A 17,890-nucleotide genomic window follows, 5' to 3' on the forward strand; every position below is an offset into this window, starting at 1 on the left:
TCGCCCACGTCGACCACGGCAAGACCACCCTCGTCGACGCGATGCTCTGGGAGGCCGGCGCCTTCGGCAGTCGCGCCACCCAGGAGAACACGACCGAACGCGTCATGGACTCCGGCGAGCTGGAGCGCGAGAAGGGCATCACCATCCTCGCTAAGAACACCGCCGTGCACTATGCGGGCCCGGCCGCCGTCGACGCGGGCCTGCCCGCCGGCATCACCATCAACGTGATAGACACCCCCGGACACGCCGACTTCGGCGGTGAGGTCGAGCGCGGACTGTCCATGGTGGACGGCGTGCTGCTGCTCGTGGACGCCTCCGAGGGGCCTCTGCCCCAGACTCGCTTTGTGCTGCGCAAGGCCCTGGCGGCTTCCCTGCCGGTCATCCTGGTGGTCAACAAGGTCGACCGCCCCGACTCCCGCCTGGACGAGGTGGTCTCCGAAACCACCGACCTGCTGCTCTCGCTGGCCTCCGACCTGGCCGACGAGCACCCGGACATCGACCTGGACGCCGTGCTGGACGTGCCCGTGGTCTACGCCTCCGCCAAGGCCCGCCGCGCCGACACCGTCAAGCCGGCCGACGGCGAACTGCCCGCCTCCAAGAACCTCGAGCCCCTGTTCCGCACCCTCATTGAGCGCATCCCCGGCCCCTCCTACGACGAGTCCGCACCCCTGCAGGCGCACGTGACCAACCTGGACGCCTCCCCGTTCCTGGGACGGCTCGCCCTGCTGCGCATCCACTCCGGCACCCTGCGCAAGGGCCAGGCCGTCGCCTGGGCCCGCCACGACGGCTCCATCGCCTCCGCCCGCGTGTCCGAGCTGCTGGTCACCGAGGGCTTGGAGCGCAAGCCCGCCGAGGAGGCCCACGCCGGTGACATCGTCGCCGTCGCCGGCATCGAGGACATCACCATCGGCGAGTCCCTGGTGGACCCCGAGGACCCGCGCCCCCTGCCGCTGATCAAGGTGGACGACCCCGCCATCTCCATGACCATCGGCATCAACACCTCTCCGATGGCCGGCCGCACCAAGGGCGCCAAGGTCACCGCCCGGCAGGTTAAGGACCGCCTGGACCGCGAACTGGTCGGCAACGTCTCCCTGCGCGTGCTGCCCACCACCCGCCCCGACGCCTGGGAGGTGCAGGGCCGCGGCGAGCTGGCGCTGGCCATCCTGGTGGAGCAGATGCGCCGCGAGGGCTTCGAACTGACCGTCGGCAAGCCGCAGGTGGTCACCAAGATGATCGACGGCAAGCGCCACGAGCCGGTCGAGCGCATGACCATCGACGTGCCCGAGGAGCACCTGGGCGCCGTCACCCAGCTCATGGCCGCCCGCAAGGGCCGCATGGAGACCATGACCAACCACGGCACCGGCTGGATCCGCATGGAGTTCCTGGTTCCCGCACGCGGCCTGATCGGTTGGCGCACCCGGTTCCTCACCGACACCCGCGGCACCGGCATCGCCTCCTCCATCGCCGAGGGCTATGAGCCCTGGGCGGGCCCGATCACCGCCCGCACCACCGGATCGCTGATCTCCGACCGCGCCGGCGCCGTCACCGCCTACGCCCTCATCCGGCTGCAGGACCGCGGCACCTTCTTCGTAGAGCCCGGCCAGGAGACCTATGAGGGCCAGGTGGTGGGGGAGAACCCCCGCGACGAGGACATGGACGTCAACGTGGTGCGTGAGAAGCAGCAGACGAATATGCGCTCCTCAACCGCCGACGTCTACGAGGCGCTCACCCCGCCGCGCCGCCTCACCCTGGAGGAGGCCCTCGAGTTCGCCTCCGAGGACGAATGCGTGGAGGTGACTCCGGAGGCGGTGCGCATCCGCAAGGTCATCCTCGACTCCCAGGAGCGCTTCAAGGCCGCTGCCCGGCGCCGTCGCTCCGGTGCCTGAGATCCCGTTCTTCGACCGTACCGCCTCGGGAGCCAACTGATGAAACGCAAACCGCCGTCCGGTGGTGCCCCCACGCTCGTGCGTCAACTGCTGGGCGTGCTCGGCGCCGCCCTGGTAATCGCCTGGCTGGGTCTGGCCTGGGCGACCACTCGCACCCTGGCCCCGGGCTCGTTCGTCTCCGGCGTGGACGTCTCGGGCATGAGCCGCGCCCAGGCGGTCCGTGCCGTCGACGCCGCCATAAGCGCCCAGCTCGAGCAGCCGGTCACGCTCACCGTTGACGACGCCACCGACACGCTCATCCCGGCCGAGTCCGGGGTGAGCCTGGACGCCGCCGCCAGCATTGACCGACTGGCCGGGCCCACGCTCAACCCGTTGACCCTCGTGCGGCGCCTGAACGGCACCCGCGTCGATGCCGTCACCCGTGTGGATGCCAAGGCGCTCACCGTCGCGTTGAACGCCCGCCTGGCCACGCTCGCCAGCGGCACCGCCGACGCCGTCGTCACCCTGGACGGAACCACCCCCGTGCTCACCCCCGGCTCGGTCGGAACCGGACTGGACGTGGCGGCGAGCGTGACCGCCCTCGCCGACCACTGGCCTCTGGGCCAGACCACCATCGCGCTCGCCTCGGGCACCGCCAACCCCGCCGTCACCGACGCCGACGCCCAGGACTTCATTGACACCGTCCTGACCCCGCTGCTGAGCGACGACATCACCGTAACCGCCACGGGCGCCGGCACGGCGGCCGCCGCCGGCCAAAGCGTCCTGACCCCGCGGAAACTGGCGGCCCTGACCACCATCGACTCCACCGACGGAACCCTGACCGCAGCCCTGGAGGCCGACGCCCTGCACGACGCCGTCGTCGCCGACCTGGGCGCCGGAATCGAGACCCCGGCCATTGATGCGACCTGGAGCATAGACGGCAACCCCGAAACCGCTGCGACGGCCAGGCCCGTCTTCCACCCCTCCGTCACCGGTACGGGGATCGATGCGGCCGACCTGGCCGATGCCGTCCTCGCCGCAGGCACCGACGCGGGTGGGGAACGCACCGCCACCGCAGCCGTCACCGTCCTACAGCCGGCCGTGGACACTGCCGAGGAGGACTGGGGTATCACCGAGATCGTCGGCGAGTACTCCACCCCCTACGTCTCCCAGTACGGGCGCGACCAGAACCTCCAGCGGGGCACCGAGATGATCAACGGCACCCTCGTCGCTCCCGGGGAGACCTTCTCCACCACCGACGCACTCGGCCCGGTCGACCTCGAACACGGCTACACCTACGCCGGTGTGGTCACCGACGGCCAGCACACCGACGCCCTGGGCGGCGGCCTGTCCCAGGTGGGCACCACCGTTTTCAACGCCGGCTTCGAGGCCGGCATGGACGATGTGGAGCACTGGCCCCACACCTTCTGGTTCACCCGCTACCCGGCCGGCCGCGAGGCCACCATCTGGACGGGCGTCAAGGACGTCAAGTGGCGCAACTCCACTCCCCATACGGTGCTGGTGCAGGCTTGGGCCGGCGACGGCGAGGTGCACGTGCGGCTGTGGTCCACCCCCTATTACCAGGTCAACATCACCGAGGGGGAGCACACCAACTACCGGGCCTACGCGACCCAGTACCGCTCCGGGCCGGGCTGTGAGCCCTATGGCGGAGGCACCCAGGGATTCGACGTCACCGTCGTCCGCACCCGCAGCCACGACGGCGAGCGCCTGCCCGATGACGTCCTGACCACCGCCTACGACTCCGACAATCCCGTGGTGTGCAACTGAGAGCGCAGGTGAATTCGCGCTCGGCGCGTGACGCAAAACCGCCCGTCCGCGCGTGCTGTTGCGGCGTACTTGCTGACATCTTGCGCCGCTATTGGGCCCGGCGCGGCGGCGGGGAGATACTTGGGGGCGCAGATGCACCCGCCCGCGGCAACGCGCGGCGCGCTCCGAGAAAGAAAGGAAGCAGTCAATGACCTACGTGATCGCTCAGCCCTGCGTGGACGTCAAGGATCGTGCGTGTGTGGACGAGTGCCCGGTCGACTGCATCTATGAGGGCGAACGCAGCCTGTACATCAACGCCGACGAATGCGTCGACTGCGGCGCCTGCGAGCCGGTGTGCCCCACCGAGGCGATCTTCTACGAGGACGACGTGCCCGAGGAGTGGGAGGACTACACCCGGGCGAACATCGACTTCTTCTCCCTCAAGGGCCTGGGCTCCCCGGGCGGCGCGCAGAACGTCGGCCCGCAGGACTACGACGATCCCATGATCGCCGCCCTAGAGCCCCAGAACGAGGACTGGAAGGCCGCCAACGGCTACTGACTCCCACCCCTTCACCGAGTTCGGTTGATCTTACGTACCGAGTTCGGTAGAAGCGGCGCGTCGCCGTAAAACGGTCGGTTAAGCGCTGGCGAGGAACTCGTCGAGTGCTTGGCGAATTACGGCGCTGGGGGTCATGTTGTGTTCGGCGGCGTAGGCGTCGAGGGCAGTGTTGGTGGTTTCGGGCAAGCGAACCTGCCTGCGAGCCGATGCTCCGCGGCCGGTGGCGCGCGCGTGTCCAAGCGTGGGCCGGCCGCTCATGATTGCCCGCAGCTCATTCTCATCGGTGATGTCGCCTCCGCCGAGGGGATCACCGATGAGACGCAGTCTGCCCTCGGTGGCGAGGATGTCAAGTTCGTTGTCGGTCGTGGTGGCGGGCAGGGTGCCGTCGATTCGGTTGTCATTCGTCATTCGTCATTCCTCCCACTCGGTGTGTCCGGGCGCGTACAGCAGCCAGTGCCACTGGTCGGTCAACTCCATGGCGTGGAATACCACCAGCTGCCCCGATGGTTTGAGTGCCACCATGACCTCGAGGAATCTGCGTGACAGTTCGTGGCGTTTGCCGACGAACACGAAGGTGACTTCTCCTCTGCGTCCATCGATCTGATGTTTGTTGATCGGGTGGAAAATCGCGTACTCGATCTCCTCGTGCGGCACATGGTGTTTATCGGCACTCTCACTGTAGTGGATGGCCATAGGAATAATGTACGACAATATCGGCCGAGTGTCTACTGTGCGGGCGGAGGAACCAGGAGCCAGGGGCGAGGACTGCGCCAGCGTATTCAAGGTCCACCACGTAAGTGGAGACTGTGTTGTCGCCTCGCACTGACGTATCTGCACACTTTCGCCGAGAACGCGACACAATGGCGGCGTGAATGCCTCCACGCCCGTCTGCCCCGACCCCGCCACCGCTTCGGACTCCCTGCCCCGCCCACTCGCCCTGCCCGACTTCCCCTGGCACTCACTGCGCCCCTACCGGCTGCGCGCGGCCCAGCACCCGGGCGGCGTCGTCGACCTGTCCATCGGTACGCCCGTGGACCCCAGCCCCGCGGTCGCCCGCGAGGCTCTTGCGGCCGCCGCCAACGCCCCCGGCTACCCGCCCGCCGACGGCACGGGGCAGGTGCGCGCCGCCATCATCGACTGGATGCGGCGCCGCCGCGGCGTGCCCCGCCTGACCGACGCCGCCGTCATCCCCACCATCGGCTCCAAGGAATCCGTGGCCCAGCTGCCGCTCCAGCTCGGCGTCCGCCCCGGCGACCTGATCGCCCATCCGCGCGCCGCCTACCCCACCTACGACGTCGGCGCCCGCCTGGCCGGCGCCACCCCCGTCCCCGTCGATACCGCCGCCGACCCCGACACCTGGGAGCTGCCCGACGGTCGACTCGTCGCCATCTGGCTCAACAGTCCCGGCAACCCCGACGGTCACGTCCTCGGCGTCGACCAGCTCGCCCGCATCGTCGCCTGGGCGCGCGAACGCGTCGTCGTCGTCCTGTCCGACGAGTGCTACGCCGAGCTCGCCTGGGAACAGCCCTGGGCCACCGACGGCGTTCCCAGTCTCCTCGATCCTCGCGTGACCGGCACCGGCCCCGACGGCGCCCCCGACCTCACCGGCCTGCTCGCCCTTTACTCCCTGTCCAAGCAGTCCAACCTCGCCGGCTACCGGGCCGCCTTCCTCGCCGGCGACCCGGAGCTGATCGCTCCCGTCACCGAGGTGCGCCGCCACACCGGTATGCTCCCGCCGGCACCGGTGCAGGCGGTCCTGGCCGCCACCCTCGCCGACGACGCTCACGTGACCGCGCAACAGGCCGTCTACCGGGCTCGGCGGGAGGCGCTGGTGGAGGCGACCACCGCCGTCGGGCTGGTGGGCGACCCCGAATCGGTGGCCGGACTGTACCTGTGGCTGAGCGGACCGGAATCCATGAGCGCCTGGGACCTGGTGGGCGCCTTCGCCGAGCTGGGGATCGTCGTCGCCCCCGGCGACTTCTACGGCGAGGCCGGCGCCGGGCATGTACGTATGTCCCTGACAGACACCGACGAGCGGGTGGCCGCCGCCGTGAGTCGCCTGCACGACCCCGGCGCGGCCGCACTGTTCGCCGGCTGAGCCGCGGGGCGCACCCGCCCGGTGACGTAGGTGCCGCCGCTGGCAGGAGGCGACCGCCTCATCCGCCTGGTCGCACTTGAATCCTCCGCCGGGCCCCGACATCCCGCCCACCGCGTCCGCGCGGCCAACGGTTTTCCGCAGCGTCCCGGAAAACGACGGGATGGAGGCGACCCGCGAATGCTCATACCTTCGTTGTTGTCAACGACGACGGCGAAGGAGGCGAGCGGTGGACGAGCGCATCTGGGACGTACTGGACGCCTTCGCAGACACCAAGGTCGTCACTGCCGCGGAGCTCGCCGACCGCCTGGGCGTGACCAGCCGCACCGTCCGCAGTCTCCTGTCGCGCTCACGCCGCGCCCTGGCCGACGGCGGCGCCCGCATCGAGTCAAAGCCCGGCACCGGATACACCCTCACCATCACCGATGCCGACGCCTTCGCCGACCTCAAGGAGACCCGTGGCGCCGTTGACGGCACCCCGGTGACGGCGGTCGAACGTCGCCGCTATCTGCTGCGGCTACTACTGACCGCACGGGACTACATCAAACTCGAGGTCATAGCCCAGGTGCTGTTCGTCTCGAAGAAGACGGTGACGGCCGATCTGGCGCAGGTGGAACGCATACTCGCCGAACACAGCCTGCTGGTGGACCGGCGCCCCTATAAGGGCGTGCGTGTGATCGGCGCCGAACTGGACATACGCACCTGCCTGGCGTCCGTCTACGACCCGGAGCACAGCTCACGGTTCGCGGTAGAGGACCTGGAAGCGGGCGCGGGCCGGGCCGAACGGCACGTACGTGAAGTGCTTGAAGCCCATGGTGTGCCGCTGTCGGACGAGGCGGTGCGCAGCGTGATCCTGCACATCGCCATCGCCACGAACCGGGTCAGGGCGGGGCGCGCCATCACGGGTGAGATCACCGGGCTGCGCCGGTACGTGACGGAGGCGGAACTGGACGTCGCCGGTGACATCCTCGACCGCCTGGAACGGGACCTGGGGGTGTCCTACCCGCTGCAGGAGCGCTACTACCTGGCGCTCCACTTCGCCGGGCGCAGAGTGCTCACTTCTCCCGCCGACGCCTCCGATTCCCAAAGCATCGTTGAGGCCCGGCAGGTGGTGGACGGGATGCTCCGTATCGTCGACGAGGGTTTCGGCCTGGGGCTGGCCGACGACGACGAGCTGCGGGCATCCCTGGTGCAGCACACGATTCCGCTGCTGGTACGCCTGCGCTTCCAGATGCGGATGCCCAACCATAGCCTCGAGCGCATCAAGCAGTCCTACCCGCTCGCCTACGCCGTGGCCGTGCAGGCCTGCACCGCCCCGGCCCGCCACTTGGGCCGTACTGTGCCTGAGGATGAGGCCGGATACGTCGCCCTATGGTTCGCGCTCGCCCTTGAGCGGCGGCGGCCGGAGCAACGGCGTAAGCACGTATTGCTCATCTCCGGTGCGGAAAGTGCGGCAACCCGACTCATTGAGCTGCGACTGCGGGAGCGCCTCGGGGACCTGATCGAGTCGCTCATCACCGTTGACACGCGCGCCCCCATCCGCCTCCGGCCGGACACGGACCTTGTCCTGACCACAGTCGCTATTGACACCGACGCGGGTGCCCCGGTCCTCGAAGTCGGCACGTTCATCGACGACGCCGACGTACGCCGTATTCGGCGGATGCTGGTGAGCGAGCCGAGCACCCGGATCGACCAGGTCTTCTCACCCGAATTGTTCATTCCCCACCTGGATGCACACACTCCCCGCGAGGCGATCGAGATGCTCGCCCGACTCGCCCGCACCAGATACGACCTGCCCGCCGTATTCGTCGACTCGGTGCTGCGGCGGGAGGCGCTGGCACCCACCGACTTCGGCAACCGAGTAGCCATGCCACACGGCGAGGTGGCCATGAGCGAAGAGACGTTCATCGCCGTCGGCATCCTGGACGAACCCATCCGCTGGATGCGCAACCCGGTCCAGGTCGTGTGCCTGGTGTCCATCTCCACCAGGGAGGGCAAGGACCTGCAGCAGTTCTATCAGGACCTGTCCAGGTACCTCATGAGCGAGGAACACATCTCCGCTCTCCTTGAAAGCCGCGACTTCGCCACCATCGTCCATTCGATTCGAGAAATCACCCACCAATCACAGGAGGCAGCATGAGCGAGCCGCAGTCGGCGAGCGAGCAGCCCGACGATCCCTACGTCGTGTCATTCGAATTGATTCTCGCCGCCGGGACGGCGAAGTCCAAGGCCATGGAGGCCGTTGAACTCGCTCGGGAGGGGCGGCTGAATGCGGCCCGCCAGGCCCTGGCCCGAGCCGATGACGACTTCCGGCAGGCCCACGACATCCAGTTCGCCCTCCTCCAGAGGGAGGCCGGCCGGGAACACGTTGACGTGGACATCGTCCTGGTGCACGCCAACGACCACCTGACCATGGCGCTCATGGCCAAGGAGAACGCCGAAATTCTCATTGAGCTCTATTCCCGGATCCACGCCCTGGAGGCGCGGCTCCCGTCGACGACCGTATCGAGCCCGCCCCCGACTACGCCGGCAGACCAGACCACCGCAACCGACACCAACACAAACACGCCTCACAAATACGAAGGAGAACTGAAATGACCGAGCAGAACCCCCAGCCGGAGAAGGCCGCCGATCAGGAAGGGCCGACGCTGCGCATCATGCTCGCCTGCGCCCTCGGAATGTCCACCTCCATCCTCGTCCAACGCATGCAGGAGGCCGCCGCGAAACAGGGGAAGAACTACAAGATCTGGGCGGCCGACCAATCATCCATCGAGTCCGAGCTGGGTCACTTCGACGTCGTCCTACTCGGCCCGCAGGTGCGCCACATCCTGCGCAAGGTGCGGGGCGTGGTCGGTGACACCGCCCCGGTGGAGGTGATCGACGCCCGCGCCTACGGGCGGGGCGACGGCGCCACCGTCATCGCCCAGGCCGAGTCGCTGACCGGAGGCGAGTGATATGCCCTCCCTCTCCGACCGGTTCTCCGACGGACTGACCGCCGTCGCCGAGAAGGTCGACGACAACAAGTACCTGAACTCGCTGAAGAACTCCTTCAGCTACTTCCTGCCGTTCATCCTCGTCGGCTCCTTCGCCAGCCTGCTGCGATCCCTGGTGTCTTCGCGGGAGACGGGACTGGCCCGCTGGATCCCCGCGCTGGCCGGACTCGACGGCGCCTTCACCGCGATGAACTTCGCCACCATGAGCTTCATGACGATCCCCATCGTCATCCTGCTCGGGTGGCAACTCGCCAAACGCAACGGCACACCCACGCAGGCCACCGCGATCCTGTGCGTGGCCGCCTACGTGACCGTCGTACCGCAGAACGTGCAGGCCCTGCTCGAGGACGGCTCCGACGGTGGCAGTGCGGCCGGTCTCGGCGACGGCGCACTCGGCGCCCAGGGCCTGTTCATCGGCATCATCTGGACGGTCGTCATTACGGAGTTGTTCCGCTGGCTGTCCGGAATCAAGGCGCTGCGCATCACCATTCCGGACTCGGTGCCGCCCGCCATCACCCAGTCCTTCAACTCGCTCATCCCCGTCTTCCTCATCCTGACCTTCTCCGCCGTCTTTGGCGTGCTGTTCCGGCTGGGGACCGGCAGCTACCTGAATGAATGGGTGTATGCGGTGATGCAGCACCCGCTGGAACTCATCTTCCAGTCCACTGCGGGCATCATCCTCATGGCCCTGTTCTCGCAGCTGTTCTGGTTTCTCGGCATCCACGGCGGGCTGGTGATCTCCCCGATCCGCAACCCGTTGTTCGCCACTGCCATTGCCGCCAACATAGCGGCGGTCAACGCCGGTGCGGAGCCGACTCAGCCGCTCACCTACGGGTTCTGGGTGACCTTCATCGTCCTCGGCGGCGCCGGCGGCATCCTCGGCCTGACGATCGTGGGGGCGCTGATGTCCAGGCAGGAGGACTTGCGGATGATCTCCCGCCTCGGCTTCGTCCCCGCGGTATGCGGCATCTCCGAGCCGCTCGTGTTCGGAGTGCCGCTGGTACTCAACCCCCTGTACGCGATTCCATTCATCTTCAACACCGGCATCTCGGCGGCGATCGCGCTGGGCGCCATGAACCTGGGCTTCATCCAGGCCAACACCGTGGACGTGCCCTTCGGGGTGCCGGTCTTCATCAACGGGTTCATCGGCTTCGGCTGGCAGGGGGTCGTGGTCCAGGCGGTCATCCTGATCGCCACCACCCTGATGTGGGTGCCCTTCGTAGCCATTGATGACCGCCGCGCCGCACGCGAATCCCTCGCCGGGGCCGCCGCGGCGCACAAGGACAGCAAGGAGACGGTTTCCGCATGAACGCACTTGACGAACTACGGCCGGTATTCCCCGAGGGCTTCCTGTGGGGAGGGGCGCTCGCTGCCAACCAGTGCGAGGGCGCCTGGAACGAGGACGGCAAGGGGCCGTCCGTGGCCGACGTCACCCGGCACAAGTCGGACGTCGATCCGCGCGACTACCGGGCCGGCCATGCCATCACCCGGGCGGACATTCAGACCGCCCTGGAGTGGACCGATACCAAGGGCCCCTACGCCAAGCGCCGTGGCAACGACTTCTACCGCCGCTACTTGGAGGACCTGGACCTCATGGCGGAGATGGGGTTCAAAACGCTACGGGTCTCCATCCAGTGGAGTCGGCTGTTCCCAACGGGGGAGGAGACCGAACCCAACGCGGCCGGGGTGCGCTTCTACCACGAGTTGTTCCGTGCCATGCGTGAGCGCAGCATCCAGCCGCTGGTCACCCTGCATCACTACGAGCAGCCGCTGGCCACGGTCTTCAAGCACCGGGGCTGGTATGACCGCGCCATGGTCGACCTGTTCACGCGCTTCGCCGAGGTCTGCTTCCGCGAATACGGGGAGGAGGTGAAGCTCTGGCTGACCTTCAACGAGGTCGACTCGATCTTCCGGCACCCCTTCACCACAGCCGGTCTGCTGGCCGAACAGTTCGAAGGCATGAACCTGGAAGAGGTCTGTTATCAGGCGCTGCACCACCAGCTCCTCGCCTCGGCTCGCGCCACCCGCCTTCTGCGCGAGCTTGTCCCCGACGCCCGGATGGGATGCATGCTCACCAAGCTGCTGCACTATCCGCTCACCGCCCACCCACAGGATCAACTGCTGGCGCAGCACACCAACCGGGACAACGAGATGGCGGCGGACGTTCACGTGCACGGCGAGTACCCGCGGTGGGTGGAACGCTACTGGACCCGTAAGGGGCTGCATGTCGACGTCGTCGATGCCGACCGGGCCGAGCTTGCGGCCGGAACCGTCGACTTCTTGTCATTCAGCTACTACATGTCGCTCGTGTCCGCCCGGGACGAGGGGGAGCATGAGCGGGTCAGTGGCAACCTGTCCTCCGGGGTGAAGAACCCGTACCTGGAGGTAAACGAGTGGAATTGGCAGATAGACCCCGAGGGCCTGCGCTACTCGCTCGTCTCCCTGTATGACAAGTACCGGCTGCCGCTGTTCATTGTGGAGAACGGGGTGGGCATCCGCGAGACGCCGGACGCGGACGGGAGTATCCGGGATGACGCCCGTATCGACTACCTGCGCCGCCATATCCGTGAGATGGGCAGGGCGATCGACGACGGCGTCGAACTCATGGGGTACACACCCTGGGGCTGCATCGACCTGGTGTCGATGTCCACCAGCGAGATGGGCAAGCGGTACGGGTTCGTGTACGTCGACGCCGACGACGAGGGCAACGGCACCTACAACCGCACCCGCAAGCAGTCCTTCGACTGGTACCGGCGCGTGATCGCCTCCAATGGAAAGGAGCTGTAGCGCAGACGGCGCCGCGGTGAAGTCTCCTGTGTGAGAACGCCGACGGCGCAGGGGAAACGGGTTGCCCCACCGCGCCGTCGGCGGGCTCCGGGGCGACGACGGCGCTCTTGGGCCGGTATGGTTCCGGACAGACAGGTCCGGGGCCGCCCCCGCGGCCCGCCGTCGCCAGCAAGGAGACACTCATGACCGAAACGCCCACCGATCCCAGCACCCAGGACGCCCCCGGGATGCTCACCGTCGGCGAGACGAGCCTGGAACTACCGCGCGCGCTCGCCACCGACGGCTCCGACGGGCTCGCCGTCGGAAAACTGCTGGGAACCACGGGCCTGGTCACGCTCGACCCCGGCTTCACCAACACCGCCGCCTGCACCTCCGCGATCACCTACATCGACGGCGCCGCGGGCATCCTGCGTTACCGCGGCTACCCGATTGAGGAGCTGGCTAAGTCCTCCACCTTCCTGGAGGTCGCCTACCTGTTGATCAACGGGGAGCTGCCCGACCCCGAGACCTTCGAACGCTTCGAGCGGCGCATAGGCCGTCACCGCCTCCTGCACGAGGACTTCCGCAGCTTCTTCACCTCCTTCCCTTCTTCCGGGCATCCCATGGCCATCCTGCAGGCGGGCATTGCGGGCCTGGCCACCTACTACGAGGACACTCTCAATCCGCACGACCCCTACGAAACCGAGCTGGCCACCGTCCTGCTGCTGAGCAAAATGCCGACGATGATCAGCTACATTGCCCGCCGCGCGATCGGGCTGCCGTTGCTGTACCCCGACCCCAAACGCGGCTACGTTGAGGACTTCCTCAACATGACCTTCGGCATGCCCTACCAGGTCAGCGACATCGACCCCACCGTGGTGCGTGCCCTGGACATGCTGCTGATCCTGCACGCCGACCATGAGCAGAACTGCTCCACCTCCACCGTACGGCTGGTGGGCTCCTCCGATGCCAATATGTACGCCTCCGTGGCCGCCGGTGTGGGCGCCCTGTCCGGGCCGCTGCACGGCGGCGCTAACGAGGCCGTGCTGCGCATGCTCGACACCATCCAGTCCGAGGGTATGAGCACCGCAGAGTTCGTCCGCAAGGTGAAGAACAAGGAGGACGGGGTACGCCTGATGGGCTTCGGGCACCGCGTCTACAAGAACTACGATCCGCGCGCCGCCCTGGTCAAGGCCACCGCCCATGAGGTGCTCACCCGACTGGGCTCTCAGGACGGGGACCGTAAGTTGGAGATCGCCATGGAGCTGGAGGAGGTTGCCCTGTCCGATGACTACTTCATCTCCCGCAGCCTGTACCCGAACGTCGACTTCTACACGGGCCTGATCTACCAGGCGATGGGCTTCCCCACGAAGATGTTCACCCCGTTGTTCGCGCTGGGGCGCCTGCCCGGATGGATCGCCCAGTACCGGGAGATGATGAGCGACCCGGCCAAGCGCATCGGCCGGCCCCGCCAGGTGTACACCGGGGAGATCGAGCGCCACTATGTGGCCATGCACCGCCGCAAGCGCGTGCGCGAGTACCTCGATACCCGTGTGGGCGAGCCCACTTTGGACCGCGTTCCACGTGTGTGAGGGTCCCCGCGTTTTGGACCTACGCAACTTTGCACTGGCGGGGCCGCGCCCGCGCCTACGAGGGCCACGCAGTAACGTCTAGCGTCTAGTCCGCGTCCGTGACCCGCCAGCGGCCCGCCCGGGAGCCGCCCTCGCGCCGCAGGCGGCCGGAGGTGCGCAGGTCGGCGACGACGCGTTCGGCGGTCCGGCGGGAGCAGCCGAGGAGGTCGGCCAGGTCGGCGACGGTCGCCGTCGGGTTCCCCAAGAAGAAGCTCAGCGCCCGCTCCTCGCGGCTGTCCGCGACGGTTTGCGCAGAGGGCTTCGCATACGGCATCAGCGCCTGGCGAATCACGGTGAGCATAAAAGCGACAAAGTCCTCGCAGGTGCCCACGGCGTTCGAATGGGCGAGCGTCGCGTAATACTCCCGCTGCCGGTTGCGGATCACTGTCTGAGTCGGCAGCCACCCCAGGACTGGGCGCCAACGGGACAGCAGCATTGTGTGCCACAACCGCCCGGTCCGGCCATTGCCATCGGTGAAGGGATGAATGAACTCGAACTCGTAGTGGAAGATGCAGGAAACGAGTAGCGGGTGGAGGTCGGTGTGCCGCATCCAGTCGAACAGCTCGGCTATGACCTCGGGCACGTAGGCAGCGGGCGTGCTCGCATGGATGAGCCGATCTCCGTCGAAGACACCGGCATTCGCATTGCGCAGCCGACCGGCGTCTTCAATGAGCCCGTCCATCATCGCGCCATGGGCCCGCAGGAGATCGGTGATCGAGTATGGATCCAGCTGGCCCATGAGTTCGTATACGCGGCGGGCATTTTCGACCTCGCGAATTTCCCGGGAGGGCCCGAGCACGCGTTTGCCGTCGATGATCGCCGTGACGGCGTCTTCTGAGAGGGCATTGCCGGCGTTTCGCGTTTGAGGGTGTGGGTGGAGCCGGGAGTCGGTTCGCTCGTGTGCTCAGCGGTGACGTCGTTTACTACGCCGGTTTGGGGTTTAGTACGCCGGTTAGGTGTTTGTTGAAGGGTTCTGGGCCCTTCAGCGGAGGTCTAACTGGCGTAGTAGAGGCTGAAGGGGCGTACCCAATGATCGGGCTCTGGCCTTGATCCCAGTGGCTCTACGTCCGTGACGCCGCCCCACCTCGGGCGCTCGCGCCGCCGGCCTCCATGCCCTCGCGAAGAGAGGGTTCGTCGTCGGGCGTAAAGGCTCTTCGTGCTCGGGGATGTGGTGGGCCGGGAGCGGTGGTTGGCCGGGTGGTGGTGGGCGCGTGTGTCCCGGCGGCGCTGTAGGCGGTGCGATGGACGGGAGCTGGGGTGTACGCACTGAACCACGACGGCCAGGCACGCCGGCTCATAAGAACGTCCTCGCCGGCCCGACGACGTCCTCGTCAGCTCCAGAACGTCCTCGCCGGCACGAAAACGACCCCCACGCCCGAACACGACCACCTAGTCGGGCCGGTGCGCGCCGAACAGCGCCCCGAACATAACCACCCGCGGGCCCGAACCACCGCACCCTCAAACACGAAGCGCCGCATTGCCCTCGATCATGAGCGAGGAGTGGATCGTGCGAATGCGCAGCTCGCGGTGCGGTTGGGGGCTCGTGCTCAGGGGGGAAGCGTGGCCGACATGCCAAAGTCTGCAAGGGCAAGGGAATGGCCCGGCAGCTGAGCGAAGTGTTCGAACGAAGCGCTCGCTCATCTGATCTGGGCCATTGGTGTCCTTGTGGATGCCCTCAGCAGGTGGTTCAACTGAGCCGTCTGCCTCGGGGAACCCGCCGGTTGCCGCCGGGTGGTTCCCCACCATCGTGCCGCCCCGGTTTCCCGGGCGGGCAACCATTCCGATGACGCAGGCATCGGGTCGGGATACACCCGGCCAGGTGGGTCGGACAGGTTCGGGCTGTCCGGTCAGGCGTCCATGGGCTCGACGAAGGTGCGGAAGTCGCCGTCATGCTGTGCGTGCAGCTCCCAGATGCGGTCGGCCAGAGCCTCCGGCTCGTGGGAGGGCCTACCGCCGCCGATACCACGCGGAATGATCAACTGGGCGACGTGAATCCCCTCCGGGGCGAGCGCGTCGTGAAGGAGCTGCCCGTAGGCGCTCTCTCCGGCGAAGGCGACCGAGGTGCCGGTGACGTTCGGGCCCGGACGGACGGCGGAGCCGCCGTTGATCAGCAGGATCGTGCCGCGGCCGAGTTCACGCATGCCCGGCAGCACCTGGCGCACGGCGTTGACGGGGCCGTAGACGGACATCTCGATGGGGCCGACCAGGTCCTCGGCGCTGGTCTCCAGCACGGGCTTCATGAACTCGCGGGCCGGCACGGGGCTCCACTGGAGCACCTCGATGGGGCCGAGCTCGCGGGCGGCGTCGGCCAGGGCCCGGGCCAGCGCCTCGCCGTCGCGGCCGTCGGCGACGTAGCCGCGGGCGTTGACGCCGTCGGCACTCAGGGCGGCGACCCGCTCGTCCAGGTGCTGGCGGCTGCGGGAGATCAGGGCGACGTCGAAGCCCTCTCGTCCGAAGCGGCGGGCGACGGCGCGGCCGAGTCCCGGGCCGCCGCCGATGATGGCGATGGTGGTCATGGTGGTTTCCTCCGGTTCCGGCGTTCGCTTGATGCTGAGATGTTGATTAGGCGTGTTGTCCTGGTGTCTCTACGCCGAGACAGGCGAGAGTGGCGTGCCCGGACAGGCACGGGTAACGCGCCGCGGCCACCGGCGCCGCATTGCGCGTTGATAGGCACACTACGCCGGGCCTCCCACTTTTGGCAGTTCCCGCCAGTGCCTCCCGGAAGCGCCGTTTATGGCTGTCACAGCCACTTGCGGTGCTTGAAGAAGGAGATACAGCCGATGACCACCAGAACGCTCCGGACCGCGACAGCCGGATAGCTCCATGGCCACGTGAGCTCGGGCGTGTGCTCGCAGTTCATCCCGTACCAGCCGACGATGAGCGTCAGCGGAGCGCATATCGTTGATGCGCTCCGAGGCGCCCGCGGCCATCTCCTGGGCGTCGATGAGGACCACGCCCTTGTCATCCAGCGTGAAGGCGAGTCGATGTCGATGCCCAGCTCGAAGGTGCTGCGGCGCTGGGCCCACTGATCGGGAGTCAGCACGGCGGCGAACTGTGTGTCCGTGTTGCGCAGTTCCTTCGGGTCGCACGGAGTCAGTGACTCGTCGATCAAGTAGTGCACGGATTCTCCTCGGTGTAGCAGGGCGCCGTCGGCCTCAGCGAGAGCCGCGTAGGAAACTGCGCCCCTCGTACTCGTCGAAGCCGCGGTGCCCGTGAACCTCGACGGCGTCCAGCGCCGCCTCCAGCCGGTCCAGCTCCGCGTCCGTGAGCGGGACATCGACGGCGCCGAGGTTCTCCAGGATCTGTTCCTTGCGCTTCGAACCCGGAATCGGCACCACATGCGGCCACTTCGCGAGCATCCACGCCAGGCTGATCTGGGCGCAGGTGGCGTTCTTCTCGGCGGCGAAGCGTGCCAGCAGGTCCACGATCGGCTGGTTGGCTGCCAGGTTCTCGGGACGCAGCTGCGGCACCAGGTTGCGCACGTCGTCGTGGGTCTCGAACTGTGTGGCCGTGGTGACCTTCCCGGACAACAGCCCGGAGGCGATGGGGGAGAAGGGGACGACGCCGATGCCCTGCTCCGCGCAGTACGGCAGGACCTCCGCCTCAATGCCGCGCTCAACCATGGAGTAGATGTTCTGCACGGCGGTCACGGGCGTCACCTCGTGGGCGGCGCGGATGACCGGCACATCCACCTGGGACAGGCCCCAGCCGCGAATCAGCCCCTCCTGGATGAGGCGGCCCATGCCGTCGGCCACCTCCTCAACCGGCACCTCGGGGTTGACGCGGTGCAGGTAGTACAGGTCGACGCGGTCGGTACCCAGGCGCGCGAGGGAGGCCACCAGGTGGTGGCGCAGCGTGGCCACCACGCCGTCGACCCGCACTTCCTCGGTGGGCAGATGCAGCTTGGTGGCCAGGACGACGTCATCCCGGAAGGGTGTGACCGCCTTGCCGACGATGCGCTCATTGTGGCCCCGGTTGGCCGGATCGAGGTTCGGTCCGTAGGCCTCGGCGGTGTCGAAGAAGGTGCAGCCGGCTTCAAAGGCGGCGCGGATCGCCGCGACCGACTCCGCCTCGGGCGGGATGTGCCCGTAGCCGTGGGACAGGCCCATGCAACCCATACCGATCTCGGAGACCTCCAGAGTTCCCAGGTGCCGCGTACGCATTCTCGTCCCCTCCGTTTTCAAGACGCCGCTGCTCGACGGCCGTCGGCACAA

Annotated in this window: 17 protein-coding genes; 11 read left to right on the plus strand and 6 right to left on the minus strand. The window is 67.6% G+C overall.

What is annotated here, in order from left to right; translation table 11 throughout:
- From typA to fdxA, 3 genes are all read left to right on the plus strand, one after another.
- Nucleotides 1-1,886, plus strand: a 1,886-nt coding sequence (gene typA, locus Q4A20_RS06105) for a translational GTPase TypA (RefSeq protein WP_303121353.1), incomplete at its 5' end; no start/stop codon positions are given.
- A 39-nt stretch (nt 1,887-1,925) separates the two neighbouring features.
- The gene (locus Q4A20_RS06110; RefSeq protein ID WP_303121355.1) at nt 1,926-3,653 is read left to right on the plus strand and encodes a VanW family protein; all 1,728 of its coding nucleotides are present in this window, start codon (nt 1,926-1,928) and stop codon (nt 3,651-3,653) included.
- A 187-nt stretch (nt 3,654-3,840) separates the two neighbouring features.
- The gene (gene fdxA / locus Q4A20_RS06115) at nt 3,841-4,191 is read left to right on the plus strand and encodes a ferredoxin (protein ID WP_303121357.1); all 351 of its coding nucleotides are present in this window, start codon (nt 3,841-3,843) and stop codon (nt 4,189-4,191) included.
- Nucleotides 4,192-4,269: 78 nt separating this feature from the next.
- Here fdxA and Q4A20_RS06120 read toward each other — a convergent pair whose 3' ends face one another.
- Entirely contained in the window at nt 4,270-4,599 is a 330-nt protein-coding gene (locus Q4A20_RS06120) for a gamma-glutamyltransferase (RefSeq protein ID WP_303121359.1), read from the minus strand.
- A 3-nt stretch (nt 4,600-4,602) separates the two neighbouring features.
- Nucleotides 4,603-4,884, minus strand: coding sequence for a hypothetical protein (locus Q4A20_RS06125; protein ID WP_303121361.1), 282 nt, complete (start codon nt 4,882-4,884; stop codon nt 4,603-4,605).
- 175 nt (nt 4,885-5,059) lie between these two features.
- On the opposite strand from Q4A20_RS06125, the gene dapC reads away from it, so the two are divergent.
- The 7 genes from dapC to Q4A20_RS06160 all read left to right on the plus strand — a co-directional run bounded on the left by dapC (nt 5,060) and on the right by Q4A20_RS06160 (nt 13,637).
- Entirely contained in the window at nt 5,060-6,289 is a 1,230-nt protein-coding gene (gene dapC / locus Q4A20_RS06130) for a succinyldiaminopimelate transaminase (protein WP_303121363.1), read from the plus strand.
- Nucleotides 6,290-6,515: 226 nt separating this feature from the next.
- Nucleotides 6,516-8,426, plus strand: coding sequence for a PRD domain-containing protein (locus Q4A20_RS06135; RefSeq protein WP_303121365.1), 1,911 nt, complete (start codon nt 6,516-6,518; stop codon nt 8,424-8,426).
- Nucleotides 8,423-8,884: a PTS lactose/cellobiose transporter subunit IIA gene (locus Q4A20_RS06140; protein WP_303121367.1), complete on the plus strand. Its 462-nt coding sequence runs from the start codon at nt 8,423-8,425 to the stop codon at nt 8,882-8,884. The genes Q4A20_RS06135 and Q4A20_RS06140 overlap by 4 nt, the downstream gene beginning before the upstream one ends.
- Nucleotides 8,881-9,240, plus strand: a complete 360-nt coding sequence (locus tag Q4A20_RS06145) for a PTS sugar transporter subunit IIB (protein WP_303121369.1) — start codon at nt 8,881-8,883, stop codon at nt 9,238-9,240. Before Q4A20_RS06140 ends, Q4A20_RS06145 begins: the two co-directional genes overlap by 4 nt.
- A 1-nt stretch (nt 9,241) precedes the next feature.
- Nucleotides 9,242-10,588, plus strand: a complete 1,347-nt coding sequence (locus Q4A20_RS06150) for a PTS sugar transporter subunit IIC (RefSeq protein WP_303121371.1) — start codon at nt 9,242-9,244, stop codon at nt 10,586-10,588.
- Nucleotides 10,585-12,066, plus strand: a complete 1,482-nt coding sequence (locus tag Q4A20_RS06155; RefSeq protein ID WP_303121373.1) for a glycoside hydrolase family 1 protein — start codon at nt 10,585-10,587, stop codon at nt 12,064-12,066. The genes Q4A20_RS06150 and Q4A20_RS06155 overlap by 4 nt, the downstream gene beginning before the upstream one ends.
- Nucleotides 12,067-12,248: 182 nt before the next feature.
- Nucleotides 12,249-13,637, plus strand: coding sequence for a citrate synthase (locus tag Q4A20_RS06160; RefSeq protein ID WP_303121376.1), 1,389 nt, complete (start codon nt 12,249-12,251; stop codon nt 13,635-13,637).
- 85 nt (nt 13,638-13,722) lie between these two features.
- Here the strand turns inward: Q4A20_RS06160 and Q4A20_RS06165 are convergent, their stop codons facing one another.
- Nucleotides 13,723-14,361 (minus strand): Fic family protein, encoded by a 639-nt coding sequence (locus Q4A20_RS06165; RefSeq protein WP_368502446.1) that lies wholly within the window; start codon nt 14,359-14,361, stop codon nt 13,723-13,725.
- Between Q4A20_RS06165 and Q4A20_RS06170 the strand changes: the two genes are divergently transcribed.
- Nucleotides 14,281-14,514, plus strand: a complete 234-nt coding sequence (locus Q4A20_RS06170) for a hypothetical protein (RefSeq protein ID WP_303121424.1) — start codon at nt 14,281-14,283, stop codon at nt 14,512-14,514. The two genes, Q4A20_RS06165 and Q4A20_RS06170, sit on opposite strands and share 81 nt — an antisense overlap.
- A gap of 1,009 nt (nt 14,515-15,523) precedes the next feature.
- On the opposite strand, the gene Q4A20_RS06175 is transcribed toward Q4A20_RS06170, so the two are convergent.
- From Q4A20_RS06175 to Q4A20_RS06185, 3 genes are all read right to left on the minus strand, one after another.
- On the minus strand, nt 15,524-16,192 hold the full coding sequence (locus tag Q4A20_RS06175) for an SDR family NAD(P)-dependent oxidoreductase (protein WP_303121378.1): 669 nt from the start codon (nt 16,190-16,192) through the stop codon (nt 15,524-15,526).
- 224 nt (nt 16,193-16,416) lie between these two features.
- Nucleotides 16,417-16,797, minus strand: coding sequence for a CorA family divalent cation transporter (locus tag Q4A20_RS06180; RefSeq protein ID WP_303121381.1), 381 nt, complete (start codon nt 16,795-16,797; stop codon nt 16,417-16,419).
- 34 nt (nt 16,798-16,831) lie between these two features.
- Entirely contained in the window at nt 16,832-17,839 is a 1,008-nt protein-coding gene (locus Q4A20_RS06185) for an aldo/keto reductase (RefSeq protein ID WP_303121383.1), read from the minus strand.
- Nucleotides 17,840-17,890: the final 51 nt, after the last annotated feature.

The organism is Actinomyces sp. (assembly GCF_030530635.1).
Classification (GTDB): domain Bacteria; phylum Actinomycetota; class Actinomycetes; order Actinomycetales; family Actinomycetaceae; genus Actinomyces.